Origin of the sequence: Hallella absiana (assembly GCF_025457485.1) — a bacterium.
GTDB lineage: Bacteria > Bacteroidota > Bacteroidia > Bacteroidales > Bacteroidaceae > Prevotella > Prevotella absiana.
Window position 1 is genome coordinate 35908 of sequence record NZ_JAMXSP010000015.1, and the last position, 25516, is coordinate 61423.

General features: G+C 51.8%; 22 protein-coding genes. 12 read left to right on the top strand and 10 right to left on the bottom strand.

Annotated features, from left to right (window positions below):
• The first annotated feature begins 113 nt into the window (after positions 1-113).
• The 4 genes from NG346_RS08905 to ybeY all read left to right on the top strand — a co-directional run bounded on the left by NG346_RS08905 (position 114) and on the right by ybeY (position 4499).
• A complete protein-coding gene (locus NG346_RS08905) occupies positions 114-1256 on the top strand; it encodes an N-acetyltransferase (protein ID WP_262280492.1) in 1143 nt (380 codons plus the stop codon).
• Between the two features lie 38 nt (positions 1257-1294).
• Positions 1295-3283, top strand: coding sequence for a DNA topoisomerase IV subunit B (locus tag NG346_RS08910; protein ID WP_262280493.1), 1989 nt, complete (start codon positions 1295-1297; stop codon positions 3281-3283).
• 161 nt (positions 3284-3444) lie between these two features.
• Positions 3445-3918: a pantetheine-phosphate adenylyltransferase gene (gene coaD, locus NG346_RS08915; protein WP_154533891.1), complete on the top strand. Its 474-nt coding sequence runs from the start codon at positions 3445-3447 to the stop codon at positions 3916-3918.
• Between the two features lie 155 nt (positions 3919-4073).
• Entirely contained in the window at positions 4074-4499 is a 426-nt protein-coding gene (ybeY, locus tag NG346_RS08920; RefSeq protein WP_154533892.1) for an rRNA maturation RNase YbeY, read from the top strand.
• A gap of 215 nt (positions 4500-4714) precedes the next feature.
• Here the strand turns inward: ybeY and NG346_RS08925 are convergent, their stop codons facing one another.
• The 10 genes from NG346_RS08925 to NG346_RS08970 all read right to left on the bottom strand — a co-directional run bounded on the left by NG346_RS08925 (position 4715) and on the right by NG346_RS08970 (position 15956).
• Positions 4715-5062, bottom strand: coding sequence for a helix-turn-helix transcriptional regulator (locus tag NG346_RS08925; protein ID WP_154533893.1), 348 nt, complete (start codon positions 5060-5062; stop codon positions 4715-4717).
• Between the two features lie 152 nt (positions 5063-5214).
• Positions 5215-6768, bottom strand: coding sequence for a S41 family peptidase (locus NG346_RS08930; RefSeq protein WP_262280521.1), 1554 nt, complete (start codon positions 6766-6768; stop codon positions 5215-5217).
• 258 nt (positions 6769-7026) lie between these two features.
• Positions 7027-8058, bottom strand: a complete 1032-nt coding sequence (gene ruvB / locus NG346_RS08935; protein ID WP_154533894.1) for a Holliday junction branch migration DNA helicase RuvB — start codon at positions 8056-8058, stop codon at positions 7027-7029.
• A 137-nt stretch (positions 8059-8195) separates the two neighbouring features.
• On the bottom strand, positions 8196-9221 hold the full coding sequence (dusB, locus tag NG346_RS08940; protein WP_262280494.1) for a tRNA dihydrouridine synthase DusB: 1026 nt from the start codon (positions 9219-9221) through the stop codon (positions 8196-8198).
• Between the two features lie 37 nt (positions 9222-9258).
• Positions 9259-10389 carry a DNA-processing protein DprA gene (gene dprA / locus NG346_RS08945; protein ID WP_262280495.1) on the bottom strand — a complete coding sequence of 377 codons (1131 nt, stop codon included), beginning with the start codon at positions 10387-10389 and terminating at the stop codon, positions 9259-9261.
• Positions 10390-10404: 15 nt separating this feature from the next.
• Positions 10405-10863, bottom strand: coding sequence for an acyl-CoA thioesterase (locus tag NG346_RS08950; protein WP_262280522.1), 459 nt, complete (start codon positions 10861-10863; stop codon positions 10405-10407).
• 44 nt (positions 10864-10907) lie between these two features.
• Entirely contained in the window at positions 10908-12203 is a 1296-nt protein-coding gene (locus tag NG346_RS08955; protein WP_262280496.1) for a DUF2851 family protein, read from the bottom strand.
• Positions 12204-12403: 200 nt separating this feature from the next.
• On the bottom strand, positions 12404-13960 hold the full coding sequence (locus tag NG346_RS08960; protein ID WP_262280497.1) for a calycin-like domain-containing protein: 1557 nt from the start codon (positions 13958-13960) through the stop codon (positions 12404-12406).
• 60 nt (positions 13961-14020) lie between these two features.
• Positions 14021-14782, bottom strand: coding sequence for a porin family protein (locus tag NG346_RS08965; RefSeq protein ID WP_262280498.1), 762 nt, complete (start codon positions 14780-14782; stop codon positions 14021-14023).
• 19 nt (positions 14783-14801) lie between these two features.
• Positions 14802-15956 carry a PCMD domain-containing protein gene (locus NG346_RS08970; RefSeq protein ID WP_262280499.1) on the bottom strand — a complete coding sequence of 385 codons (1155 nt, stop codon included), beginning with the start codon at positions 15954-15956 and terminating at the stop codon, positions 14802-14804.
• Between the two features lie 203 nt (positions 15957-16159).
• Between NG346_RS08970 and dapB the strand changes: the two genes are divergently transcribed.
• The 8 genes from dapB (at position 16160) to NG346_RS09010 (ending at position 25501) form a co-directional block, all read left to right on the top strand.
• On the top strand, positions 16160-16915 hold the full coding sequence (dapB, locus tag NG346_RS08975) for a 4-hydroxy-tetrahydrodipicolinate reductase (RefSeq protein ID WP_154533901.1): 756 nt from the start codon (positions 16160-16162) through the stop codon (positions 16913-16915).
• Between the two features lie 24 nt (positions 16916-16939).
• Positions 16940-18385: a signal peptidase I gene (gene lepB / locus NG346_RS08980; RefSeq protein WP_262280500.1), complete on the top strand. Its 1446-nt coding sequence runs from the start codon at positions 16940-16942 to the stop codon at positions 18383-18385.
• A gap of 80 nt (positions 18386-18465) precedes the next feature.
• Positions 18466-18894 (top strand): S26 family signal peptidase, encoded by a 429-nt coding sequence (locus tag NG346_RS08985; RefSeq protein WP_262280501.1) that lies wholly within the window; start codon positions 18466-18468, stop codon positions 18892-18894.
• Between the two features lie 175 nt (positions 18895-19069).
• Positions 19070-19744 carry a WbqC family protein gene (locus NG346_RS08990; protein WP_262280502.1) on the top strand — a complete coding sequence of 225 codons (675 nt, stop codon included), beginning with the start codon at positions 19070-19072 and terminating at the stop codon, positions 19742-19744.
• Positions 19745-20354: 610 nt separating this feature from the next.
• Positions 20355-22250 (top strand): DEAD/DEAH box helicase, encoded by a 1896-nt coding sequence (locus NG346_RS08995; protein ID WP_262280503.1) that lies wholly within the window; start codon positions 20355-20357, stop codon positions 22248-22250.
• Between the two features lie 115 nt (positions 22251-22365).
• Positions 22366-23517, top strand: coding sequence for a redoxin domain-containing protein (locus NG346_RS09000; protein WP_262280523.1), 1152 nt, complete (start codon positions 22366-22368; stop codon positions 23515-23517).
• A gap of 260 nt (positions 23518-23777) precedes the next feature.
• Entirely contained in the window at positions 23778-24956 is a 1179-nt protein-coding gene (locus NG346_RS09005) for a thioredoxin-like domain-containing protein (RefSeq protein WP_262280504.1), read from the top strand.
• A gap of 5 nt (positions 24957-24961) precedes the next feature.
• A complete protein-coding gene (locus tag NG346_RS09010; protein ID WP_262280505.1) occupies positions 24962-25501 on the top strand; it encodes an NUDIX hydrolase in 540 nt (179 codons plus the stop codon).
• Positions 25502-25516: the final 15 nt, after the last annotated feature.

Below are 25516 nucleotides of genomic sequence, written 5' to 3' on the forward strand. Positions count from 1 at the left end.
GCAGAGGTCGGCCTATAGAATAGAAATTGTTAATTTGGTCAATACCTTTTGCTATTTGACTTAAAATCACTAACTTTGCAAGTCTTTAATTATTAAATATAAGAGATTCATTCATGTCCGTTGAAATTAAAAAGGTAGAGACACGCAAAGAGCTCGCCACATTTATAGACTTCCACTATGACCTTTATGCAGGTTGCCCCTACGATGTGCCCAATCTGTTCATTGATGAGATGGCAACACTACGCAGAGACAAGAATGTGGCTTTTGACTTCTGTGAGGCAGAATATTACCTTGCTTACAAGGATGGAAAGCTGGCTGGCCGTGTGGCTGCCATTATCAACCATCGCGCCAATGAGCGTTGGAATGTCAAGGACGTGCGTTTTGGGTGGATCGACTTCATTGATGATACAGAGGTAAGCCAGGCCTTGCTCGACGCTGTGGCTGAATATGGCCGCAAGAAAGGCATGAACTCTGTTGTCGGTCCGCTTGGTTTCACTGACCTCGACCCTGAAGGCATGCTCACCTGGGGCTTTGATAAGCTCGGCACCATGCCTACCATCTACAACTATGCTTACTATCCCGAGCACATGGAAAAGCTGGGAGGTTGGCAGAAAGACAACGACTATGTAGAGTATTACATGCCCGTGCCTGATAAGGTGCCCGAGAAATATGAGAAGCTCGCCGCGATTGTGGAGAAGCGATACAATCTGCATGTGAAGAAGATCACCAAGGCAGACATCCGCAACGGCTATGCCCATGAGGTGTTCCGCGTCATCAACGAGACGTATAAAGACCTGTATGGCTTTGTGGAACTTACTGAGCGGCAGATCGATCAATACGTCAAGTCGTATATGCCAGCTTTGGATCTCAATCTCGTAACGGTGATTGTCGACGGCAACAACAATGACCGCATCGCCGGAGTAGGCATCACCATGCCTTCGATGTCGCACGCCATGCAGAAGTGCCATCGTGGACGCTTGCTGCCATTTGGCTGGTGGCATGTGCTCAGAGCGGCCAAATTCCACAAGACCGACGGCGTGGACCTGTTGCTCATCGGCTTCCGTCCCGAATACCGCTCCAAAGGAGCCAACGCACTGCTCTTCGCCGATCTGATCCCAAGATACATCAACTATGGTATCAAGTGGGGAGAATCGCAGGTGGAGATGGAAAGCAACAGTGGCGTGCAAAGCCAGTGGAGCGCGTTGGAACATATCAATCATAAGCGTCGCCGTTGCTATCGCAAAGCCATCGGCTGATGCAATTGTCTTTAACCCCTCATCCTATCTATAACTAAATGTCTGAAAATAAAAATAATAACAACAGTTCGCAAGAACAGCCCACAGTGGCTTACACTGATGATAACATACGCCACCTCAGTGATATGGAGCATGTGCGTACGCGTCCCGGTATGTATATCGGGCGCTTGGGCGACGGCTCGCTGCCTGAAGATGGCGTGTATGTGTTGTTGAAGGAAGTCATCGACAACTCCATCGATGAGTTCAAGATGCATGCCGGGGACCGCATAGAAGTGGATATCATCGACAATCTGAGTGTGTCTGTCCGTGACTATGGACGTGGCATCCCTCAAGGCAAACTTGTAGAGGCTGTCTCTGTGCTCAATACAGGAGGTAAATACGATTCCAAGGCTTTTAAGAAAAGCGTGGGATTGAATGGCGTCGGTGTCAAGGCCGTCAATGCTTTGAGTTCCCGCTTTGAGGTGAAGAGCTATCGCGACGGTACGGTGCGCTGCCTGGTTTTTGAGAAAGGCGTACTGAAAGAAGACCATACCGAAGACACTCAGGACGAGAATGGAACCTATATCTTCTTCCGTCCTGACGATACGCTGTTTAAGAACTATTCATTCCATGACGAGTTTGTGGAGACCATGCTCCGCAACTACACCTACCTCAACTCTGGTCTGACAATCATGTACAACGGGCGGCGCATCAAGAGCCGCAACGGCTTGGAGGACTTGCTGGTTGACAATATGACGGTCGATCCGCTCTATCCCATCGTACATATCAAGGGAGAAGACATAGAGATCGCTTTTACCCATACCAATCAGTATGGCGAGGAGTATCATAGCTTTGTCAACGGACAGCATACCACACAGGGCGGTACGCATCAGAGTGCCTTCAAAGAGCATATTGCCAAAACGATTAAGGAATTCTTTGATAAGAATTACGAGTACACCGATATCCGCAATGGTATCGTTGCCGCTATCGCCATCAACGTGGAAGAACCCGTGTTTGAGAGTCAGACAAAGATCAAGCTTGGCTCTACACTCATGGAACCAGGGGGCGAGACCATCAACAAGTATGTCGGTGACTTCATCAAGCGTGAGGTCGACAACTACCTGCATATCCATAAAGAGGATGTCGCTGACGTACTGGAAAACAAGATCAAGGAAAGTGAGCGGGAACGTAAGGCAATGGCCGGTGTCACCAAGTTGGCACGTGAACGCGCCAAGAAAGCCAATCTCCACAACCGCAAACTTCGCGACTGTCGCATTCATTTCTGTGATGTCCGCGACGACCGCAAGGAGGAATCTTCCATCTTTATCACCGAAGGAGATTCCGCAAGTGGTAGTATCACCAAGAGCCGCGACGTCAACACGCAGGCTGTCTTCTCACTGAGAGGAAAGCCTCTCAATTGCTTCGGACTCTCTAAAAAGGTGGTCTATGAAAATGAAGAGTTCAACCTCCTTCAAGCAGCCTTGAACATCGAGGACGGGCTTGATGATCTCAGATATAACAAAGTGATTGTGGCTACCGATGCCGATGTCGATGGTATGCACATCCGTTTGTTGGTCATCACCTTCTTCTTGCAGTTCTATCCCGAGCTGATCAAGAAGGGCCATGTCTATGTCTTGCAGACGCCACTCTTCCGTGTTCGCAACCGTCGCTCTAAGATCAAGAACAAGCAAGTCATCGCTAACGCAGATGCCAAACTGCTGAAGAATGAGAAGAAAAGCGACTTCATCACCCGTTATTGCTATACCGAGCAAGAGCGTCTTGACGCGATTCGCGACCTTGGACCCGACCCGGAGATCACACGATTCAAAGGATTGGGTGAGATCTCGCCCGATGAGTTTGCGCATTTCATCGGCCCGGACATCCGACTCGAGCAGGTCACCTTGCACAAAAACGACCAAGTGCAGAAGCTACTGGAATACTACATGGGCAAGAATACCATGGAGCGTCAGAACTTCATCATTGACAATTTGGTGATCGAGGAGGACAAGCCCGAGGGGGAAGAGACAAATGTCGATGACGGAGAATAAAGGCATCTGCACTGATAAAAAGGGTGATGTATCTTCTAAAAAACGGATGATGTCTGTTATCAACATAGAAGATGCTCCTTTTAAAAACGGATGATGTCTCTAATCAACCAGGGCAAAGAAAAGTATATGATACCACAAAGGGAAGGAGGATATGACGGTTTATGAATCAAGATCAGAAACAACGGATAGGTCTGTTTGTAGGTTCCTTTGATCCGTTTACGATAGGGCACGACGAAATCGTGCGGCGGGCATTGCCGCTATTCGACAAATTGGTCATTGGAGTAGGGGATAATCCCCGCAAGCAACATGCCTACTCAATAGAAGAGCGCGTAAACGCCATTCAGAGGCTCTACAGCGGTGAGAAACGTATCGAGGTGATACCTTATAATGATTTAGCCGTAGACCTCGCTCAGCGCGTCGGAGCGCATTATGTCGTCAAAGGCGTCAGGTCGGTACAAGACTTCGAATATGAGCGTGTGCAGGCCGACTACAATCGTAAGTTAGGCGGTTTGGAGACCCTGCTGATCTACGCCAGTCCGGAGATGACAAGCATCTCCTCCACTGCTTATCGCGAGCTGGTCCACTTCCATAAAGATGCTTCATGGATGTTGCCGGGAGGGAAGAAACGGAAATAGAGTGCTTGAAAGGTCATCTAATGCTTGGGTTCCGTACGTTGCATACAACAGGCGTTTTTAGAGCATATAACGGATGTCCTTACAATATATGATAGATGTTTTTAGAATACATCACGGATATTCATTGATTATTTCGACTTTTAATCCACAACAATATGATTAGTTATCAGTCAGACGGCGTGAAGATGCCGGAGTTCAATCATCGTTCTACCACGGCTTGGATCAAAGCAGTAGCAGCCACCTATGGCCGGCGGGTAGGAGAGATCGGCTATATGTTTGTCAGCGACGAGAAGATTCTTGAGGTCAACAACCAGTATCTTGGCCATGACTACTACACCGACATCATCACGTTTGACTATGACGAGGGTGATGTAATCAATGGTGACATCGTCATCTCGCTGGACACGGTGCGCAGCAATGCTGAGCAGTTTGGCAAGGCCTACGATGATGAGTTGCATCGCGTCATTATTCATGGCATTCTGCATCTCTGTGGCATCAACGACAAAGGGCCTGGTGAGCGCGAGATCATGGAAGCCAATGAGGACAAGGCTTTGGCCATGCTTCCTACATATCTGGGTTGACAATGTATCGGCTCGCTCAGCTTACGTCTCCCTTGCTGTTTCCCAGTAAGCCTGCAAGTCTTTATTGCATAGCGTTTATAGCTTTACAGCGCGTCTATAAAGGTTCTATGGCACGTTTGTGTCGGTTTTTATAGCGTATGATCTCACGCTGATTTCTCCGTCTCATTCATAAAGAAAGAGCCCCGCATTCCTATTTGGAGAGCGGGGCACTTTTGTTATTTCTTTCTGTATTCTGTGGGTGTCATGCCGTATTTCTTTACGAAGATCCGGTAGAACGTCTGTGGTGCTGGGATGCCACATTCGCGTGCTACGGCTTCAACAGAGTATTCTTGATGCTCTTTGAGCAGCCTCACGGCATAGTCCAGCCGGAGGTTGTTGACGTAGTTGACAAAGTTGGTGCCTGCAAAGCGGACGAAGAGCTGACCAAACTTGTTTCTGGGCACATACACCCGATTCGTCACATCTTCACGCGAGAGGCGTGGCTGGAGGAACATCTTCTCATGGACAATATAATATTCAATGCGCTGGAAGAGAGCCTCGTCGAGGTCAATCGGGTTTGGCATAATCGTTGTTTTATATAGTTATTTAATGTAGCAAATTTAATCATTAAATAATTATCCACCAACGATTTTACACCTGTTGTTCTCTCAAAACAGCACATGATGTTTAAATTGTGAATGATTGAGACATAGTTTTAAACATTGTTGACAGTATGTTACTGTTCTTTGCTTATTATTTGCAGTGCTTTGCTGATAATTTTGTTTTTTTCGTTGATTATCTGAAAGTATTCATTCATATCCCAGAGATCCCTTGCGACGAGTGCTTTTAGCTGTGTTTTGAGATAAGGAAGCGTTTGTTGGAGTTCTTTGTTGTCTTTTGGCTCAATCTTCTGCTTCTTGCCGTCTGCGAGGATACTGTCGATGAGTGTCTGTGGCACCGTGTAGTGCTGCAGGAAATCACTGAAGAGTTGATAGCGTCTCTTCAGTTCCTTGCGGTTATCGTCAACGTATTTCAGGTTATGCTTGATGACGATTCCTTTCGCCATCAGCTGTCTGTGAAGGCGTGTGTACAATGTTGTGTCGAGCGGCACGAAGTAGTCTGGCATGATGCCACCGCCGCCATACACGGTGCGGTGCTTGCGGAGTGTGTAGAATTTCAGTGAATCGGCAAAATGAATGCTGTCGGCTGAATAGAGCTCCCCATGTTTGTAGCGGTCATCCAGTTCCATCTCATAGTCCTTCAAATCCCCTTTTTTATAGGGTTTTTGGATGCAACGGCCTGAGGGAGTGTAGTAGTGAGCGATGGTCAGACGCATCATGCTGCCGTCAGCAAAGGGTATCGGGCGCTGCACAAGGCCTTTGCCGAAGCTGCGTCGGCCGACGACCTTGCCGCGATCCTGGTCTTGTATGGCACCTGTGACGATCTCTGCTGCTGAGGCTGTGAACTCGTTGACGAGTACAATCACCTTTCCGTCCAGGAACTGTCCGTTGCCTTTCGCCCTGTATTCCTCTCTGGGCACCCGTCGGCCTATCGTGTAGACGATCAGATCGTTCTTCTTCAAGAACTCGTTGGCGATGTCCACGGCGGCATTCAGATAGCCTCCACCGTTCTCTTCCAAGTCCAGTATCAGGTCTTTCATGCCTTGGCCTTTCAGCGTTTTTACCGCTGCCATAAACTCATCGTAGGTGGTGGCACCGAAGCTACCGATGCGGATATATCCCACGTGTGGCTCGATCATATAATAGGCGTCGAGTGTCTTCACCGGGATCTTGTCTCTGACAACATCGAAAAACAGCGTTCCGGCAATGCCACGACGTACAATTCCAAGCTTCACGTGCGTGCCCTTAGGACCACGCAGACGCTTCATGATCTCTTCCTGCGGCATTTTCACGCCTGCAATTGCTGTGTCGTTGACGCTGACGATGCGGTCGCCGGCCATGATGCCCACTTTTTCCGACGGGCCTTTCGACACGGGTTGTATGACCAGCAGGGTGTCAGCTTGGATGTTGAACTGCACGCCGATGCCCTCAAACGAGCCGTTGAGCGACTCTGAGAGTGCTTTGGCTTCTTTGGCGGACGAGTAGGAGGAGTGCGGGTCGAGCTTTTCCAGCATGCCTCGGATGCCGTCCTCAACGAGCTTCTGTTCGTTGACAGAGTCGACATAGAGATTGCTGATCGCCATCTCTGCTATTTGCAGTTTGCGCAAAGGACTGTTCGGTCCGAAATTGATTTGCATACGTTGAGCCTGCACTGCCACAGGACAGAGCATCGAGAGGCCCAATGCCAGCGTCATAAAGTATTTTTTGATTCTCATCATTCTGCTTTTATGTAAATCTAAACGGTCTTTCTTTTAAATATTTTCCTTAAAATAATATGAGTGGCTACTTGACGTATCCAAGTTCAGTTCTCGTATTTTTTCAACTCGTTCCTTGCATATAATGAGTCAACTCCTTTATATATAATAGGTACCCTTCACGATAATAATGAGTCAACTTCTTATATAATAAGTTCCCATTTCTATTTCAATTCAGAACAGTTCAGGCTGCATTGGGTTTGCCGTGCGAATATTTCTGCCTAAGTGCTCGTAAGCCAGTGCTGTCGCCATGCGTCCGCGTGGCGTACGCTTGATAAATCCCTCCATGATCAGGAACGGCTCATAGACCTCCTCCACCGTGTCGGCATCCTCGCCGATGGCAGTGGCAATGGTAGAGACACCGACAGGTCCACCACGAAACTTGTCGATGATAGTCAGTAGGATCTTATTGTCGATCTCGTCAAGACCGTAGGAGTCGATGTTCAGCGCGCCCAACGACAGCTGTGCGATGGCTGAGGTGATGGTGCCGTTGCCCTTCACTTGTGCGAAGTCACGCACGCGTCGCAACAGTCCATTGGCAATACGTGGCGTGCCACGGCTGCGCCGTGCGATCTCCATGGCGGCATCGTCTTCGATAGGCACTTTGAGTAGCATGGCCGAGCGTTTGATGATTTTCTTCAGTGTCTCCGGGTCGTAGTACTCCAAGTGCATGTTAATGCCAAAGCGGGCACGCAAAGGTGCTGTGAGCATACCAGAGCGCGTGGTGGCTCCTATGAGCGTGAAGGGATTCAGATCGATCTGTATGCTTCTTGCCGACGGCCCTTTGTCGATCATGATGTCAATGCGATAGTCCTCCATGGCGGAGTAGAGATATTCCTCCACGACGGGCTGCAGTCGATGGATCTCGTCGATGAAGAGCACGTCGTTGGGTTCCAGCGATGTGAGGATTCCGGCCAGATCTCCCGGTTTGTCAAGGACGGGACCGGAAGTAATCTTGAATCCTACGCCGAGTTCGTTGGCGATGATATTGCTCAAAGTCGTCTTTCCCAGGCCAGGAGGACCATAGAGAAGCGTGTGGTCGAGAGGCTCGCCTCGGTATTTGGCTGCCTCGACGAAGATGCGCAGGTTGTCCACTACCTTCTGCTGACCGTTGAAGTCGTCGAAGTGCAGGGGCCTCAGCGCATTCTCGAATTCTTTCTCTGTTGAGGAGAGCTTTTCCTCATGTATGTCAAAGTCTTCTGCCATTGTTTGTTGATGATTGCTTGTTTGTTAAAGGGGGAGGAGGGAGGCGGCTGCACAGCAGCCACTTACGAAACCCAGCGATAGAGAGAAGCAAACGGGACACAGGGCTCAGGGCTTCGCTCTTTAGTCTTTGCCCTGCTCTACGCTTGCGCTTCTCCGCTTTTCAAGTAGGCGCGGCACTGCTCAAGGATGTCGGTGAGGTCCTCGACGGTCTCTGCTCTGAGCATGGCGATGCGTGTTTGTCGGAAGTTGGGAATGCCTTTGAAGATCGGGGAAGCGGCCAGATGACGGCGAGTATGGAGGATACCGCGGTACTCGTCAATGCGTTCCACATTGATGCGCAGCTGTTCTTCCAGGATGTCGATCTTGTCGTCTATGGTCAGGACAGCGGGTGCTGCAGGCGTGCCTCCCTCCCGGCGAGTCTTCTCGGCGTCGATATATTGCCGCATCTCTTGGAATATCCAAGGATGACCAAAGGTAGCCCGTCCCACCATCACAGCGTCTACACCATAGTTGTCAAAGGCCTCTTCCGCCTCCTGTGGTGTGGTGATGTCACCATTGCCAATGATTGGGATATGAATACGCGGGTTGTCTTTCACCGCTTTTATCAAGGTCCAGTCAGCATTGCCGGTATACATCTGGCTGCGCGTACGTCCGTGAATGGTCAGAGCCTGTATGCCGCAGTCCTGCAACTGTTCAGCCAAGTCCGTGATGATTAGGTTTTCTTTGTCCCATCCCAGTCGCGTCTTCACGGTTACCGGTGTTTTTACGGCTTTGACAACCTCTCTTGTGATGTCAAGCAAGAGCGGAATGTTCTTGAGCATACCCGCTCCCGCACCTTTTCCGGCTACCTTTTTCACCGGGCATCCAAAGTTTATGTCGATGATGTCGGGGTGCACCGATTCCACGATTTTAGCCGCCTCGACCATCGAGTCCACGTCTTTTCCATAGATCTGAATGCCTACCGGCCGCTCCTCATCATTGATGTGCATCTTGTCGAGAGTGGACTTGATGCTACGGATGATAGCGTCGGCAGATACAAACTCAGTGTAGACCATCGCTGCCCCAAACCGTTTGCAGAGCATACGGAAGCCTACGTCCGTCACGTCTTCCATAGGAGCGAGGAAGAGCGGACGTTCACCGAAGTCAATGTTTCCTATCTTCATATATGAGTGCAAAGGTAGCGAAAAAAAGTGGGAAAACCTATTTCAGCAAGTGATAGAATCCTCCTGCATAGGGCTTGACGACTCCTTTCATCTCCAAAGAGAACAGCTTTGCCTGTATCGTACCGATATTCAGTGCCGTTTTTACGGCGATGATGTTAGCAGGCAGATCGTTTTGTGCTTGCAGCAGCGTGGTGATTTTTTGCTCCTCCTCGTCGAGTTCCGGGAACATCTGCCGCTCTATTCCTGCCTTTCTCATTTGGTTGATTTCCAGTTCGTCTTGCCATCCCATGGCCTTGACGAAGTCTACTGCGGAAGTGATCAGTGCGGCTCCGTTGTCGCGGATCAGGTGGTTGCAACCTTCACTGTAGGGCGCGCCTACCGGTCCGGGGAAAGCAAAGACGTCACGGTTGTACTCTCTTGAGATGCGTGCTGTGATGAGTCCGCCACCCTTCTTCGCGCTCTCCACGACGATGGTGGCGTCGCTGAGCCCTGCCGTGATGCGGTTTCGGCGCACGAAGTTGAGCTTGTCGATCTTTGTGTGCGTCATATATTCCGTGAGCAGTCCGCCGTGAAAGACCATCTCGTTGGCTGTGTCGCGGTGCCGCGGCGGGTAGAGCTCGTCGAGACCATGGGCGAGCACGCCTACCGTGTCCATATTGTTTTCCAGCGCATTACGGTGTGCATGGATGTCAACACCGTAGGCCAGCCCACTGACAATCAGTGTGTCGGGACACAGCCGGCTCAGGTCTGCGAGGAAGCTACGAATGAGATCCTGTCCGTAGGTGGTACAGTGGCGTGTGCCGACCACCGCGATGACATGTTGCCGGTTGAGGTCAGCCATTCCCTTGTAGAAGAGCATGAGTGGCGGATCTGTGCATTCGGTGAGTCGCTTGGGGTAGTTCGTGTCGTTGAGGCAGAGCATCTGTATGTCGTGCTCTCTGCAATAAGCCAGTTCCTCCACGGCTCTTGGTCGCATGGCTTCGGCATCCATCAGGTCGTCGGCAATGCGCTGAGGCAGTCCGGGATAGGTTGTCTTGAGATGATCGCGTTGCCGGATGATCTCAGTGGCGGAGCCCAGTTGTTTATAGAGTTCCACCATCGTGTTGAGATGGAAGTAGCTGAGACGTGTCAGGATGATGGTGTTGATGAGTTCCTCTTCAGTGATCATGCTTAGGAAAAAAGGCTATTTACAGACATTGTTGTCAGAAGCAGTGAGGGGCGTGCCGTCTTTTTCAAATCGCTCAATGACAGGCAGAAAGGCATCGTCGTAGTCCTTGCTCACGCCGAGGCGTCCGTTGATGAGCGTGACCAGTTCCGTGTCGGCATGGAAACAGAGAGCGTTGTCGGAAGCACGGTAGATATCGTGCTCAAAGACATAGCGCACGCCCTCCTTATGAAGGTTGAGGCACGAGCGAAACTCATCGTCGCATTTCAGTGGTCGCTTGAATTGCAGTTGCATCCTTGCCACGACAGCGTCCACGCCCTTTTCGTGCAGGTCGGCAAAGCTCACGCCGAGGGCACGGAGAAAGCGGTGGCGCGTATGTTCGGTATAGTGGAGATAGTTGGCGTTGTTGACGATACCCTCGATGTCGCATTCGTAGTCGCGCACCTCCATACGGGTTTCGAAGAGATAAGACTTCATGAGTGTTGCGTGATATTTATTCATTTTTATTTATACACTATACATTATACATTTCTCAGGTATTCGTATCCGAATCGGCAGCGGAGGCAGTCCTTGCGGTCGCAGTATTCGTTTTTCAGTTGGATGAGAGCCTGAGAGTCACCGGCGTTTTCTACGTCGAGCCCGCATTGTTTCCACATTCTGACGATATGGTTATCCTCAGCTTTGAGCTCCTCCAGGAAGTCGAAGGCGCGGTCGCAGAGTCTGTCGTCCTCTTTGTGTCTGCCGTAAGCGAAGAGCATGGGCACCACCGTGTTGATCGTCAACACGGTGACAGAGTCTTTCGACAGTCGTTTTTCAGCCTTCTTGCTTTCCGTTCCGAAGGTATAATGCGTTTCCCAGTAGGGTGTCGCCTCGGTGTCAAAGAGCTGTTGCACCTCTTTCAGCGTCTTGCAGTCAATGAGTTGGCTCAGTCCTGTCCGGCGATGATAATAGAGGTTGGCCAGTTGTGAGATGCGTATCGTTGGGAAGTTCTGGGGTCTCAGCCTTAGGAAGCGCCATCGCTGTCCACTGATGGGCTCCAACGAAAACTTATGAGCGAGATAGAGATATTCGTGTCTCAGCCTTTGAAAGTACTCGTCTTCCTCAGCTTGCTTTCTGTGTCGTTGCGGCATGTCGTCGGTGTTGAGCATTCCCGCCTGCCCCATGAAGATCGCCTCAATCTGGAAGAGATCATCGCGGTGGTGGTCTACGTCATGCAGTGGCACGTGTAGTGCCCACTGCTCAAACGCCTCGCTGTTGATGCTGAAACCGAAGCTTCGCGCCAGCGTGACGAAGTAAGCCTGCTCCCAGGAGCCGTTGGCAATGGCGACGCGCTGGCGTATCTTCTCTGTCTTCTGTTCGAGGCGCTCAGTCTGTAGCGCGCTCATCCAAGAGTGAACGGTCAGCCGTGATAGTTGCGGGATGATGCGATAGCAGGGCGGGTATTGGTCTTCCTGCAACAGCTCTTGGTAGTGTCTTTCCACCGTCTCGGGCACTTCCATCTCCAATTGCGGCAGTACATCGCCATTGGCGGTCTTCACCTCAGTGTCAGCCTTCCCCGTGACGTGCAGTACCACATTATTATAATGGTCATCCTTCTCGTGTCCGTGGAGATACCAGTCCGACGACTTGTCGTGGATCTCCACGTTTCCCACCCACAGCGTGCCGTCGATCTTCACCTTAGCGTTGAAGAAGTCGGGACCCGCATTTCGGTTGTGCAGTCCCGGATCAATGACCTCCACGTCTTGTCCGCTGGTGGTCTTGAGTTGTTGTAGTGGGAAGAGCCTGTGCTTCCAGCAGTAGTGCAATAGCTGTTCCATCTGATGGCTTTTATAGTATTTTGGTTTGGAGAATCTTCGCTGACGCAAGGAGACTCATTTGCAAAGATAAGAAAAAATCCCGTATCTGTGTACAATAGATGCGGGATTTTTCTTTGGCGACAAAAAGATGTAAAGTTTTCTTTTCTCGTCTCTTAGTTGATAGTCAGACAGTTGCTTGCGTTTTCTGTCTGTCTGAAAGCTTATTTCAGCACTTTCTTACCGTTAAGGATGTAGACGTTGCCGTGGTGCATGGTCTTCACCTCGCGTCCGTTGAGGTCATAGACCTTGCTGTCTTTGTTGGTAGCAGTTTTGATTTGGCTGATACCAGTCTCTGCTCCCTTGTCGATAACGAGGGTATATGTCTTGATCGTCTTCAAGTCGTCAGAGCAGTAGAGCAGTTGCAGCTTGCGCTGATCGGCGGAAGAGCTGAGCTCGCTGACGGCAGCGAAAGAGCCCTTGTTGGCTGTGGAGGCGACAACAACGGCGGTGGTCGGATCGGTGGCAGTAGTGCTTACCTCGGCGTTGTCGAGCGTGACGGCATGACCGTTGACGGTTACCGCAGGCTTGTCTACATTGTAGATGAGGCTGATGTCGTCGACGTAGAGGCTGTCAGCAGGAGAGCCTTGACCGGGATCGGCGTTGGTGGAGATGGTCACGAGCAGAGCTTTGGCTTTCACATTGTTGTCGTTGTACTTAAAGGGAATGACGATGTGCTGCCAAGCAAAGCCGTTGGAGGCAATCTGAGCATTCTTTGCTGTAGCTACCACATTGGTGTAGTCTTTGTCCTGTGGATCCTGATAGTAAGTGCCATCGGTGAGAGCCGCACTGACGGTAGCGTAAGGATGGTCGGCAACATGTGTCTGCTGTTTGAACTTCACCCAAACGGAGAGAGAGTCGGGCGTGCCGTCCATGAGTGCATAGAACGGATCACCATGGCTGTCCGTGGAAGTGCTGTCGGTGGAAAGAAAAGCGCAGTTTTTCGTATTAGCAGCATTCATGTCTCCTGCTTGCATGCGGCCTGTGGTGATAGTGCCGTTAGCGATGGTGATTCCCAAGACCGAAGCGGATGTGAGCAATAAGCTTTTCTTTCCTGTGCTGTTGGGGCGTACAACGTCGGAGGAATAGGTGTGTGGAGCGGAGAAAGCATTGGCAGCCTGAACATACTTACCCGTAGCGGAGGCAAAGGAATGCCAGTTCAGAGGCTCCTCCACGTTGATAGTAGATGGAGGATTAGCTCCTGTTAAGTCTGCCTGCAATGTTTGCTCGGTGCGATAATCCTCAAACCCACTGTTGGACAACTGGTATCTGTCACCGAACGTGACGTGGATGACTTGATTCAAGGATGCCATGTTAATATCGATCACGGTGTACAGATGATCATCCTGAACAAGGGTCTTCAGCTGGAGAGGAATCTGACCCAGCATCGGGCCCATCCACATGGCTACAGACTTGTCATCACCATTTGAAATCGTTATTGTGGTGTCGGTGGCAAGCACTTCTCCTTTGCTGCTTGTAGCAGGTACAAGGTTCTTGAGCTCGATGTTTCCGATACCCCTCACTGCTCCCGCCATGTTCAACTTAAAGTTCTTCAAGGCGAAGTTGTATCGTCCGTCAGCCTGCTTGTCCACGCTGATAGTAGCTGTCTGCGTGGTTGTTGATCCATTGACGGTCACGGCTAGTGTGTCCGTGTAGTCCTTGGCACTCATGCTCAGTGAGGAGAGCAAGGCCAGGGCTAACGAGAGTAATGTTTTCTTCATAATTTAAATCTTTTACTTTAGAAAGAACTAACAATAATGTATGTTTCTGATTTCAATGATTTACCGATGTTTGAGCCGATAGCTTACGCCCACAGAGGCAAAGATAGGGTAGAGCGTCTGCTCTACGGCTGTGAAACCGCTGTGGTGGATGCCGCTGAGTCCCCAGCTGAGGTTGGCAAAGATCGCCGTACGCTGCCAGATGCGATATTCTCCTCCGAAGTCTACGCCCCATTGCAGGTGTCGCATGTCATCGCTGAAGTCATAGTCGCCGCGCGTACTCTCGTCGCCACCGAGAGTCACCTTGGCACCCGTGGGATCGCCTACGCGCAGATAGCCGTCGTGGGCGTAGCCCGTGAACTTGCGCTGGGTGAGCACCGAGAGATAAGGTCCGGCGTGGAGCGAAAGACGGTTCGTAGCCTGCCAACGGGCGTGCAGAGGGATGGTGAGCATCCATTCCGTCACCTCTGTCGTGACGTCGCCGGTGAACATGCCGGCGAGCTTCTCGCCGCCGCGCACCACTTCCTCGTGGTAGTTCTTCACGCGTGCGTCCTCTTTCATGCCTTTGTTTTCTATTTGCAGCCCCAGTGTCAGTCCCCAGCGGTCGTCAAGGGCTTTGTCAGCCTCCACGCCGAGCACCAGATTGGGTTGCAGCGTGTAGCTGTTGAGTCGGCGTATTGATGCCGGCATACCCACGGGTGCCGTACCACCGATGTTGTAGCCGAGATGCATTTTCAGTTCCATGTTGTCCATCAGTCCTTTGGCCTGAGCGTTTACGGCAAGGGCGGGCAGGAGAGCGAGTGCGAGTGCTTTTATTTTGTTCATCGTCATGGTGTCTAAGAGATTATTGTTCTTTTTTGCATACCAGTCTCACTTTGTCGACGCAGAGCGTAGAGCCGATGGCTCCCTCAAACTGGTCACCGTCGGCACTGGACGAGAAGACGATGGTGAGGCTGTAGCCGCGCTGCTTGAGCAGGTCGAGGTCGATGTCGCTGAGATAATTAAAGTTGATGGAGAACGGCGTCCACTCTTTTGTGGTTTTCACCATGCCCATGTCAGCAATGGCGACGATCTGCGGACTTGTTTTCACATTGTCGCCGTAGAGCGTCACGGCGTTGCCCTTGTCGTCGTGGTTGCGGTAGAGCACGGCGTAGATGGCAGCCTGATCGGTGCGGTCAGCCACGGTGTTGCCCTTCGGATCCTGGAAGGTAGCTCCCGGCTGATAGGTATAGTAGCCCGTGAGCTTCATCGGCTGTCGGTCGAAGACCTGTCCGAAGTGTGTCGCCTTCATAGCATCTGTCAGCGCACTGGCCATGTCGAAGGTGCCGATGAAGAGGTTTCCGGCCGCGATTCGCTTGTTGACCATCGCGCCGAAAGGTCCCGTGCTGCGTGTGGTGAGCTTCACGGCGGCACCGTCGTAGCCGTCGGGCAACGTAGCCGTCGGGTATTCGTCGGGCTTGGCAGAGCCCATGCTGAGGCTGAAACCGGGGTTGCCGTTGGCCCAGTCACCAGCACTGCTGCCATCGTTGCGCAGGATATGCCAGACATAATATTGTCCCTTCGGCTCCAGCTCATAGTGCTCGAAGTCGAATTTCACCGTGTCGTTGGTCATGCGTGCCATGGGTCTTACCTCCACGGTGTAGTTGCGGTGCCAGTGTCCGTCCTCCGAGACGACCTGATAGTACCATTTACCGCCTGTCGCATTGTCGACCTCGCTGCCGGTCATCACCGCCTTGGCCCCCGGTGTCAGCTGCAATGTCGGCGTGAGCAGGCTGAGATCAGCCTCGTGGTCGCGTCTGACCTCAAAGGAGATGAGGCTGTCGGTGGACAGCACGTTCTGTGCGGTGTCGGACAGCTGATAGAAAGTAGCCAACGGGTTGTCGGTGTGCAGACTCACGTGCGTGATGTCGCACTCGCTGTTGAGCGGCTCCTCTTTGAAACAGGAACTCAGCGTCAGCGTAGCAGCCAACAAGGGCAGCGTGTAGAAGTATCTTTTCATTCCTTGAAAGTGTTATGTAATGGTATATATAGCCCGAAAACATCTACAAAGTTACACGTTTTTTATTTAAATGGATGTTACCAAAGGGATAATAGCGGTTAAAAGTATCTAATGCGGTTCATTTTGAATAATTTAAGCGACAAAAGCAACGTCTTTTGCCATAAAATCGCTAATTTTGCAGAAACGTTTAATTCCGGAAATACATGAAGATAGCTTTGATTGGCTACGGCAAGATGGGACACATGATCGAGCAGATCGCCCTGGAGCGTGGCCACGAGATTGTTTGTAAGATTGATGTCAACAACCAGGACGACTTCGACAGCCCTGCCTTTGCGTCGGCCGACGTCGCCATAGAGTTCACAAACCCCACGGCTGCCTACGGCAACTATCTGCGCGCTTTTGCCCACAACGTCAAGGTGGTGAGCGGCTCCACCGGCTGGATGAAAGACCACAAGGCCGATGTGGAGGCGCTCTGCAAGGACGGCAAGCAGACGCTCTTTTGGGCCAGCAACTTCTCCATTGGCGTGGCGATCTTCTCTGCCGTCAATAAGTATCTGGCCAAAATCATGAACCAGTTCCCACAGTACGACGTGAAGATGACCGAAACTCACCATATCCATAAGCTCGACGCACCGTCGGGCACTGCCATCACCTTGGCGGAGGATATCATCGACAACCTCGACCGCAAGACATCGTGGAAGGCCGGCACCACCGTATGGGACGACGGACATGTCGACGGAACTGAGGACCACAAGGCCGACGAGCTGCTTGTCGACAGCATCCGCCACGACGAGGTGCCCGGCATCCATTCCATCGCTTACGACTCTGAGGCCGACTGCATCACCATCACCCACGACGCTCACAGCCGCAAGGGCTTTGCCCTCGGTGCCGTGCTCGCCGCTGAGTTCACCAAAGACCATAAGGGACTGCTCACCACGAGCGATCTGTTTAAGTTCTAAAACCGTTATCCAATAACAAAAGAAATGATCGATAAGGAAAAAGCTAAGATGAACATGAAGAAGCAGTGGATCAAGTTTGGCGTGGTCACTGCGCTCTATCTGCTCTTCCTCCTGTGGGTGAAGAGCTGGCTGGGACTGATCGTCGTCCCGTTCATCTTCGATAACTATATCACCAAGAAGATTCGCTGGACCTGGTGGAAGGACGCCGAGGGCCCCGTGCGCTTCGTCATGAGCTGGGTCGACGCGCTGGTCTTCGCCCTCGTGGCCGTGTACTTCATCAACCTCTTCGCTTTCCAGAACTACGTCATCCCGTCGAGTTCCCTGGAGAAGAGCTTGCTCACGGGCGACTACCTCTTTGTTTCCAAGCTCAGCTACGGTCCACGTATCCCTGAGACACCGCTTACCATGCCGCTCACGCAGCACACGCTGCCCATCATACACACCAAGAGCTACGTCGAGTGGCCGCATTGGGACTACCGCCGCGTGAAGGGTCTTGGCCATGTGAAGCTCAACGACATCGTGGTCTTCAACTATCCTGCCGGTGACACCATTCTCACCGAGGACCAGTTCGCCAATAGTTACTACACGATGTGCTACGACTTTGGTACGGAGCTCTACCAAGCCCAGAACCCCAATCCCGTCAATCCGGCTACACTCAATCGTCAGGGACAGCTCGACTACTTCAATATGATCTATAACCTGGGACGGGAATATATCGTGCAGAATCCGGTGAAGTATGGCATGATCGACCACCGGCCCACCGACCGCCGCGAGAACTATGTCAAGCGCTGCGTCGGTTTGCCGGGTCAGACCCTGCAGATCAAAAACCGTATCGTCTACCTCGATGGCAAGCCCAACAAGGAGCCCGACAACGTACAGTACTTCTATTATGTCAAGCTCAAGCGTGACCTGCCCGACGACGTGCTGAAAGATTTGGGCATCTCCATGGAAGACCTGGGATATCTCAACCAGGGCGGTGCCATGCCGCTGACCAAGCGCGCTGTGAACTATCTCTCCCACCGCAAGGATCTCGTAGCCAGCATCCACATCGTCAACGACGCAGTCACCGGCGATCTCTATCCGATGAACATGGTCACAGGATGGACACGCGATAACTACGGACCGATCTGGATCCCGAAGAAAGGAGCCACTCTCAAGCTCACCATGGACAACATCGCCATCTATGAGCGACCCATCCGTGTCTATGAGCACAACCAGCTGGTGGTGAAAAACAACCGCATCTATATCAACGGCAAGCCTGCCAACAGCTATACGTTCAAGATGGACTACTACTGGATGATGGGCGACAACCGCCACAACTCCGAGGACTCTCGCTACTGGGGCTTTGTGCCGGAAGACCATATCGTGGGCAAGCCCATCTTCATCTGGTGGAGTTCCGATCCCGACCGCCATGGTTTCAGTGGCATCCGATGGAACCGCCTCTTCCGCTGGGTAGACAACATCAAATAATATCGGACAGCCATGACACGCCCCTCGCGGCGTGCCGTGGCTCTTCCGTTTTTGTTCACTCCTTATTATATATATAGATCTTGCTGAAGCAAACGCTGAAATTTGTCATTGCGCTGTGTGTCGCCACCGCTTTCGTGGTGGCTGTGCATGCCTTTGCCTTCGCCGTCTGCACACTTCCTTCTGGCTTTGGTAACAAGTACCATAAGGGCGATCGTGTGGTGGTGAATAAGCTCGTGCGTGACAGTTTTCGTCGGGGCGATCTGGTGCTGTACTATCCCGACTGGCGCGTCACCAGCCGCTATGCCGACAATCCGATGAATATCGGACGCATAGAAGCCATCCCCGGCGACACCATCCGGCTGGGCAAGGACCGCTTCCGCATTCCTCTGCGCTGCTGCCATAAGTGCCGTTGCATGGACTGCAAGCTCTATCTCGTCAACACCGGGCAGGGGCAGACCCTCGTGCATCTCCATCAGATCGTGGGAAAGGCCTACCGACTCACGCCATAAAGCGCTTTGCGATTTCGTGCAGCGTCTTGCCTTCTGTGTGCCTCGTCTTGTCTTCTGTGTGTCGCGTCTTGCCTTCTTTGTGCCGCGTCTTGCCTTCTGTGTGCAACCGTTGGGTTTGCCGCTGTTGTGCAGCGGCCCTATACTTTATTCATCCTTCATTACTCATCACTCAGCATTGAACACTCTCCTTTCCGCCACATATTTTGGCCCGATACAATGGTATCAGAAGCTCAACAGGTCTGAGCTCTGCTATATCGAGCAGCACGACAACTTCATCAAGCAGACCTATCGCAACCGCTGTGTCATCGCCACGACGCAGGGCACACAAGCCCTTACCGTCCCCATCGAGCGCTACGACGGCCTGAAATGCGAGATGCGTGACATACGCATCAGCGACCACGGCGCCTGGCGCCATCTCCACTGGAATGCCCTCGTCTCTGCCTATGGTGAAAGTCCCTTCTTTGAGTTCTATGCCGACGACCTACGCCCCTTCTTCGAGAAGAGGTGGCAGTTTCTCTACGACTACGACCTTGCCATCACCGAGAAAATGTGCGAGCTGTTGGATATCCATCCCACGTTGAGACGAACAGAAGAATACATCAAATTGCCCGATTCCACCGCTGCGGATTCTGCTGAGGCCGTTGTTATTTCTTCCGATGGAATCGCTGGTAATCTCATGCAATGGGCCGACTACCGTGAAATCATCCGTCCGAAGCATCCATTGCCCGATGCTGACTTCCAGCCCAAGCCTTATTACCAGGTCTACAAGCAGAAGTTCGGCTTCTTACCTAACCTTAGTATTCTTGACCTGCTGTTTAATGAAGGCAACGAAGCCGTGCTTTTCCTTTGATGTTTTTTCTGACAAAAGTAGTGCCGCGCGGACTTTCAATCTAAAGAAAACGGTGAGGGCGAAAAACGCAAAAACAAGAGTGAAATCAGTAAAATGGCTTGATGAGGTGATGAAAGCAGTGAGATGAGCGACACAAATCAGTTGTTTTACTTGATAAAATCAGTGAGATGATGAGGCAAAATCACTGAGATGACACGATAAAAGAGGTGTTTTGAGACAGAATCCTATAGAGTTTTTTGCCTCGAAGCGCCTTTTCTTGTTTGTAAAACGTACTTGCTTTTTTATAACATACTATGTGTCAGGATCTTATAAAAAAGTGCCAAGAATCGCGTCATTCGGGTCAATGAAGGCCTTTGCTCAGAAAATTGCAGCCACGAAGGTGGAAAAATGTCAGTTTATCCAACAAAGAGAACTTATACTATAGTCTGTGACTCCAGAGTTGCGAGGTTACTAAATAACTCTAAAAAAAGCATGAAACAACGGCTATGTGCCGCTTTTTTCGTAACTTTGTGCCAATTTGCACGAATGGAGGAAGAGCGCCCGATGATTTTCAATGGCTGGGAGGGCGATTGATTCCTCATGCGTCATTGAAAATTTAAAGGTTTAAAGATTGAAGACATTTGAAGAATTGGGCGTCAGCGAAGAGATTCGCCGCGCCATCGAAGAGCTGGGCTTTGAGCAGCCCATGCCCGTACAGGAAGAAGTAATCCCTTATTTGCTCGGTCATGGCAACGATGTCATTGCATTGGCACAGACAGGAACAGGCAAGACCGCCGCCTACGGCATCCCCGTGTTGCAGAAGACCGACCCCACCAACAAAGCGACCCAGGCCCTCATCCTCAGCCCCACACGTGAGCTGTGCTTGCAGATTGCCGACGACCTCAACGCTTTTGCCAAGTATATCGACGGCATGCACATCGTGCCCGTCTACGGCGGAGCGTCTATCGAGACACAGATCCATGCCTTGCGCCATGGCGTGCAGATCATCGTGGCTACCCCCGGCCGTCTCATCGATCTGATGAAACGTGGCGTGGCACAGCTCGATCAGGTCAACAACGTCGTGCTCGATGAGGCCGACGAAATGCTCAATATGGGCTTCTCGGAAAGCATCAACGAGATCTTTGAGGGCGTGCCCGCTGACCGCAATACCCTGCTCTTCTCAGCCACGATGAGCAAGGAGATCGAGGCCATCGCCAAGAACTATCTCCACGACTACAAGGAGATCGTCGTCGGATCACGCAACGAAGGTGCCGAGAACGTCAACCACATCTATTATATGGTCAACGCGCGTGACAAGTATCTCGCGCTGAAACGTATCGTCGATTTCTACCCTCGCATCTATGCCATCATCTTTTGTCGCACGAAGATCGAGACGCAGGAAGTGGCTGATAAGCTCATCAAGGACGGATACAATGCCGAGGCGCTTCATGGTGACCTGAGCCAGCAACAGCGTGATCTGACCATGCAGAAGTTCCGCAACCACCTGACCCAGCTGCTCGTAGCCACTGATGTGGCCGCCCGTGGACTCGACGTTGACGACCTGACCCACGTGATCAACTATGGTCTGCCCGACGATGTGGAGAACTATACCCACCGCTCTGGACGTACCGGACGCGCCGGCAAGAAGGGCACGAGCATCTCCATCATCCACTCGCGCGAGAAGTTCAAGGTGCGCAACATCGAGAAGATCATCGGGAAAGAGTTTGTCGACGGCACGCTGCCCACGCCTGAGGAGATCTGCAAAAAGCAACTCTTCAAGACCATGGACGACATTATGAAGGCTGACGTCGACGAGGAGCTCATCGCACCTTACATGCCTGAGATCAACCGACAGTTTGACTATGTCGACAAGGAAGACATTATCAAGAAGATGGTGAGCATCACCTTCGGTAAGTTCCTTGACTACTACAAGAATGCGCCCGAGATTGTCAAGCCTGCGACCAAGGGGCGCGACAAGTCGGAACAGGGCGACCGCAACGGACGTGGCGGCAAGGGCTCGCGCGACCGCAAGCGCGGACCCCGTCAGGCAGAGGCTGGCTATCGCCGTCTGTTCATCAACTTGGGCAAGCAAGACGGCTTCTATCCCGGTGAGGTCATGCAGTTTATCAACAAGCATATCCACGGTCATCAAGAAGTGGGACATATCGACTTGTTGCAGAAGTTCAGCTATATCGAAGTGCCCGAAGGCGATGCCCAGCGTGTGATGCGCGCTTTGGACGGCACTGCCTACAAAGGCCGCGAGGTACGCTGCAACGATGCTGATGAGAGCGGACACGGACGCTCGGCACGCGGCAGCCGCACCGGCGCAGACAAAGGAGACCGCAGCTATGGTAAGGGTGCGCGCGGCAAAGGACGCCAAAGCACCAAGACACACGACGATGACAGCCGTCGCGGACGTGACGACTGGAAGCAGCTGATGGCCGACAGCCGCAATATCAAGTTGCGCGGAGAGGTTCCTGACTTCAGCGAAGAAGGTTGGGCACGCCGTCGTCCGAAGAAGAAATAAGGCTTTTTTAACGGGCAAAGGGTACCCTTTTTACCTTTTAATGCGTCTCTATAAAGTAAATCGTTACTTTTAGATCATAAAGAAGATTATTATTCACAACTTGAAAACAAATATGATGAAAAGCATTTTGTGCAGCCTGGCCCTGATGGCCATGGCCTGCGTGCCCGCTATGGCACAGAAGAAAGCCGCAAGTGATGCCGTTCACTTCAAGGGCGATGTCAAGGGAGTCAAGGACACACTGCTGGTGATCGTGCCGCAAGGTGACCAAAAGGCAAAGACCGATACGGTGCTGGTAAAGAATGGCAAGTTCGACTTCACGGTACATGTAAGTGGGCCGACCGACATTAGTGGCTATACACCCGGCACTATGCGTGGTACAGAGCGCGCTGGTTTCCAGGTGATCGCCGTTCCGGGCGAGAGCGCTGTGATGAGTGGCGACCTGACATCCAACTATTATCTCACCGGCTCTAAGTTCTATCAGCAGTTCAACGAGGTGGACCGCATGATGGAGGCAGCCCAGAAGCCCATGCAGCAGTTGGTCGACAGCCTGCAGGAACGTATGAAAGCTGGTGAGAGTCAGGAGGCGGTGATGAAAGTCTATCAGGAGAAAGGTGGACAGCTGCGCCAGGAGATGCACGACAAAATGCTGAATTTCATCAAGCAGCACCCCGACAACGAGGCTTGTGCCTATCTGATTCCTCAGCTGGGAGAACTGGACTGGATGCACGACGCCGTGAAGTTGCTCTCTCCCGCTGTCCGCGACGGCCGCATGAAGAGTTACTACACGAGTGCCATAACCGCATTGGAAAACGAGGCAAAGGCCGAGGCTGAGGCTGCAAAGAAGCAGGCATCTGGTATTGTCGCTCCCGACTTCACCCTCAACGACATCAACGGCAAGCCGCTGAGCCTCTCCAGTCTGCGTGGTCAGTATGTGATTCTCGACTTCTGGGGCTCATGGTGTATATGGTGCATCAAAGGTTTCCCCGAGATGAAGGAGTATTATAATAAGTATAAGGGTAAGTTCCAGATCCTCGGTGTCGACTGCAATGACACGCAGGAAAAGTGGAAGGCTGCCGTACAGAAACATGAGTTGCCCTGGCTCCACGTCTATTGTCCGCGCGACAACCGCCAGCTCTTTGACGCTTACGGCATCCAAGGCTTCCCCACAAAGATCCTCATTGATCCCCAGGGCAAGATTGTCAAGACCGTCGTTGGCGAGGATCCCGCCTTCTATACCTTGCTCGATGAGACATTCGGCAAGAAATAACGAGGGCTTCAGCAAGAAATAATGAAGGTTTCAGCATCAAGTAATAGAAGCCTTCTTTCACGATTCAGGAAGCCGCCGGAGAAGTTGATTCTCCGGCGGCTTCTTTGCTTTTTAGGGCGTGTCAAGGCTTTCTGTAGTCGGCTGTGTTGCTTCCGTAGTGTTGTACATTGCCATTTTCTTCCGCAAATAGACGTGAAATCCAAAAAAAATATGTAAGTTTGCAAGTTGAAAACCAAGAAAACAAGTTATCGCATTATACAATGAAGACAAACAAAGTACTCTCGGCGGTGCTGATCGTTCTTACCGCTTTGGCGCTCGCCTCTTGCACGGGAAAGAAATTCCACGTCTCTGGTGTCATCACTGACGCCAAAGACTCGTTGCTCTATTTCGAGAATATGAGCCTCAATGGACCGGTGACCATTGACTCCGTGAAACTCGACAAGGACGGCTCGTTCTCCTTTGACGGCAAGGCACCGGACGCCCCAGAGTACTATCGGCTGCGTATCGCGCGGCAGATCATCAATATTGCTGTCGACTCCACAGAGAATATCTCTGTGAAAGCTTCTTACCCGACGATGTCGGCGCAGTACGAGGTGAAAGGTTCCGATGACTGCTCGAAGATGAAGGAACTGGCGCAGATGCAGTTGGGATTGCAGGCTTCGATCAACGCCATCCAACAAAACCCCAACCTGTCTTACGATCAGGTCGACGCTGCCATTCAGCAGACCTTGGCCAGCTATAAAGATAAGGTGAAGCGCCAATATATCTTCACCGCACCGATGAAAGCCTACGCTTATTTCGCGCTCTTCCAAACGGTCAACGTCGGTAATCAGACGGTGCTTATCTTCGATCCACGTAGCAAGAAGGAAGACGTGCAGGTCTTTGCTGCCGTAGCAACGAGTTGGGATACCTATTATCCTAAGTCCGAGCGTGGCGCCAACCTCCATAACATCGCCCTGCAAGGCATGAAGAATGTGCGCATCATCCAGGCCGAGCAGGCTCAAGGACAGATCGACGCCAGCAAAGTGCAGACGACCGGTGTGCTGGAAATTGCGCTTCCTGACCGCGAGGGCAACATCCGTCGACTCACTCAACTCAAGGGTAAGGTGGTGATGCTCGACTTCCACATGTTCGCCGCCAAGGGCAGCACCGAGCGCATCATGCATCTGCGCGACCTCTACAACAAATATCACGCTCAGGGCTTTGAGATCTATCAGGTGAGTCTTGACACCGACGAGCACTTCTGGAAGGAAAGCGTGGCTGCCCTGCCATGGATCTGTGTCCACGACAGCGATGGGCCAAACTCGCAATTTGCCTCACAGTACAATGTGCAGACCGTGCCGACCTTCTTCCTCATCGACCGCAACAACGTGTTGCAGAAGCGTGATGTGCAGGTCAAGGACCTCGACGCCGAGATCAAAGGTCTGTTGGCGAAATAAGGATCATGCACGTTCTTGACAAATTTCACTATTGTCCCGTCTGTGGCTCTGCCGACTTTGAGCCCAGCACGGTGAAGAGCAAGCGTTGCCGGCACTGTGGTTTTGAGTATTTCCTCAATCCCAGTGCCGCCAACGCTGCGCTGATTATGAACAGTCGTGATGAGTTGCTCGTCATCACCCGTAAGAACGATCCCGCCAAGGGCACGCTCGACTTGCCCGGCGGCTTCTACGATATGAACGAGACTGCTGCACAAGGTCTCGCGCGTGAGGTGAAGGAAGAGACGGACCTCACCGTCGTTTCCTCACGATTGCTCTTCAGTTACCCCAATACCTATCTCTATTCCGGCTTCACCGTACATACGCTCGACTTCTTCTTTCTCTGCCGTGTGGAAGACTTCACTGTTTTGTCGGCACACGATGATGCCGCCGGCTACGAGTGGGTTGCCGTCAGAGATCTGCGTCCCGAAAGCTTTGGTTTGGACTCCATCCGTCGTGCCGTGGCTCGTTTCCAGCAGGACTTTGAGGCAGGCAAACTCGGTTTTTAATAAAAAAGTTACATG

Bases quoted from the DNA above. Each gene is read 5' to 3' on its own strand.
- dusB (WP_262280494.1), bottom strand. From the start codon at position 9,221: ATGAAGATAGGAAACATTGACTTCGGTGAACGTCCGCTCTTCCTCGCT.
- NG346_RS08965 (WP_262280498.1), bottom strand. From the start codon at position 14,782: ATGAACAAAATAAAAGCACTCGCACTCGCTCTCCTGCCCGCCCTTGCC.
- dapB (WP_154533901.1), top strand. From the start codon at position 16,160: ATGAAGATAGCTTTGATTGGCTACGGCAAGATGGGACACATGATCGAG.
- NG346_RS08960 (WP_262280497.1), bottom strand. From the start codon at position 13,960: ATGAAGAAAACATTACTCTCGTTAGCCCTGGCCTTGCTCTCCTCACTG.
- NG346_RS08905 (WP_262280492.1), top strand. From the start codon at position 114: ATGTCCGTTGAAATTAAAAAGGTAGAGACACGCAAAGAGCTCGCCACA.
- coaD (WP_154533891.1), top strand. From the start codon at position 3,445: ATGAATCAAGATCAGAAACAACGGATAGGTCTGTTTGTAGGTTCCTTT.
- ybeY (WP_154533892.1), top strand. From the start codon at position 4,074: ATGATTAGTTATCAGTCAGACGGCGTGAAGATGCCGGAGTTCAATCAT.
- NG346_RS08910 (WP_262280493.1), top strand. From the start codon at position 1,295: ATGTCTGAAAATAAAAATAATAACAACAGTTCGCAAGAACAGCCCACA.
- NG346_RS08950 (WP_262280522.1), bottom strand. From the start codon at position 10,863: ATGAAGTCTTATCTCTTCGAAACCCGTATGGAGGTGCGCGACTACGAA.
- lepB (WP_262280500.1), top strand. From the start codon at position 16,940: ATGATCGATAAGGAAAAAGCTAAGATGAACATGAAGAAGCAGTGGATC.
- dprA (WP_262280495.1), bottom strand. From the start codon at position 10,389: ATGATCACTGAAGAGGAACTCATCAACACCATCATCCTGACACGTCTC.
- NG346_RS09000 (WP_262280523.1), top strand. From the start codon at position 22,366: ATGAAAAGCATTTTGTGCAGCCTGGCCCTGATGGCCATGGCCTGCGTG.
- NG346_RS08955 (WP_262280496.1), bottom strand. From the start codon at position 12,203: ATGGAACAGCTATTGCACTACTGCTGGAAGCACAGGCTCTTCCCACTA.
- NG346_RS09005 (WP_262280504.1), top strand. From the start codon at position 23,778: ATGAAGACAAACAAAGTACTCTCGGCGGTGCTGATCGTTCTTACCGCT.
- NG346_RS09010 (WP_262280505.1), top strand. From the start codon at position 24,962: ATGCACGTTCTTGACAAATTTCACTATTGTCCCGTCTGTGGCTCTGCC.
- NG346_RS08925 (WP_154533893.1), bottom strand. From the start codon at position 5,062: ATGCCAAACCCGATTGACCTCGACGAGGCTCTCTTCCAGCGCATTGAA.
- NG346_RS08930 (WP_262280521.1), bottom strand. From the start codon at position 6,768: ATGCTCTGTCCTGTGGCAGTGCAGGCTCAACGTATGCAAATCAATTTC.
- NG346_RS08970 (WP_262280499.1), bottom strand. From the start codon at position 15,956: ATGAAAAGATACTTCTACACGCTGCCCTTGTTGGCTGCTACGCTGACG.
- ruvB (WP_154533894.1), bottom strand. From the start codon at position 8,058: ATGGCAGAAGACTTTGACATACATGAGGAAAAGCTCTCCTCAACAGAG.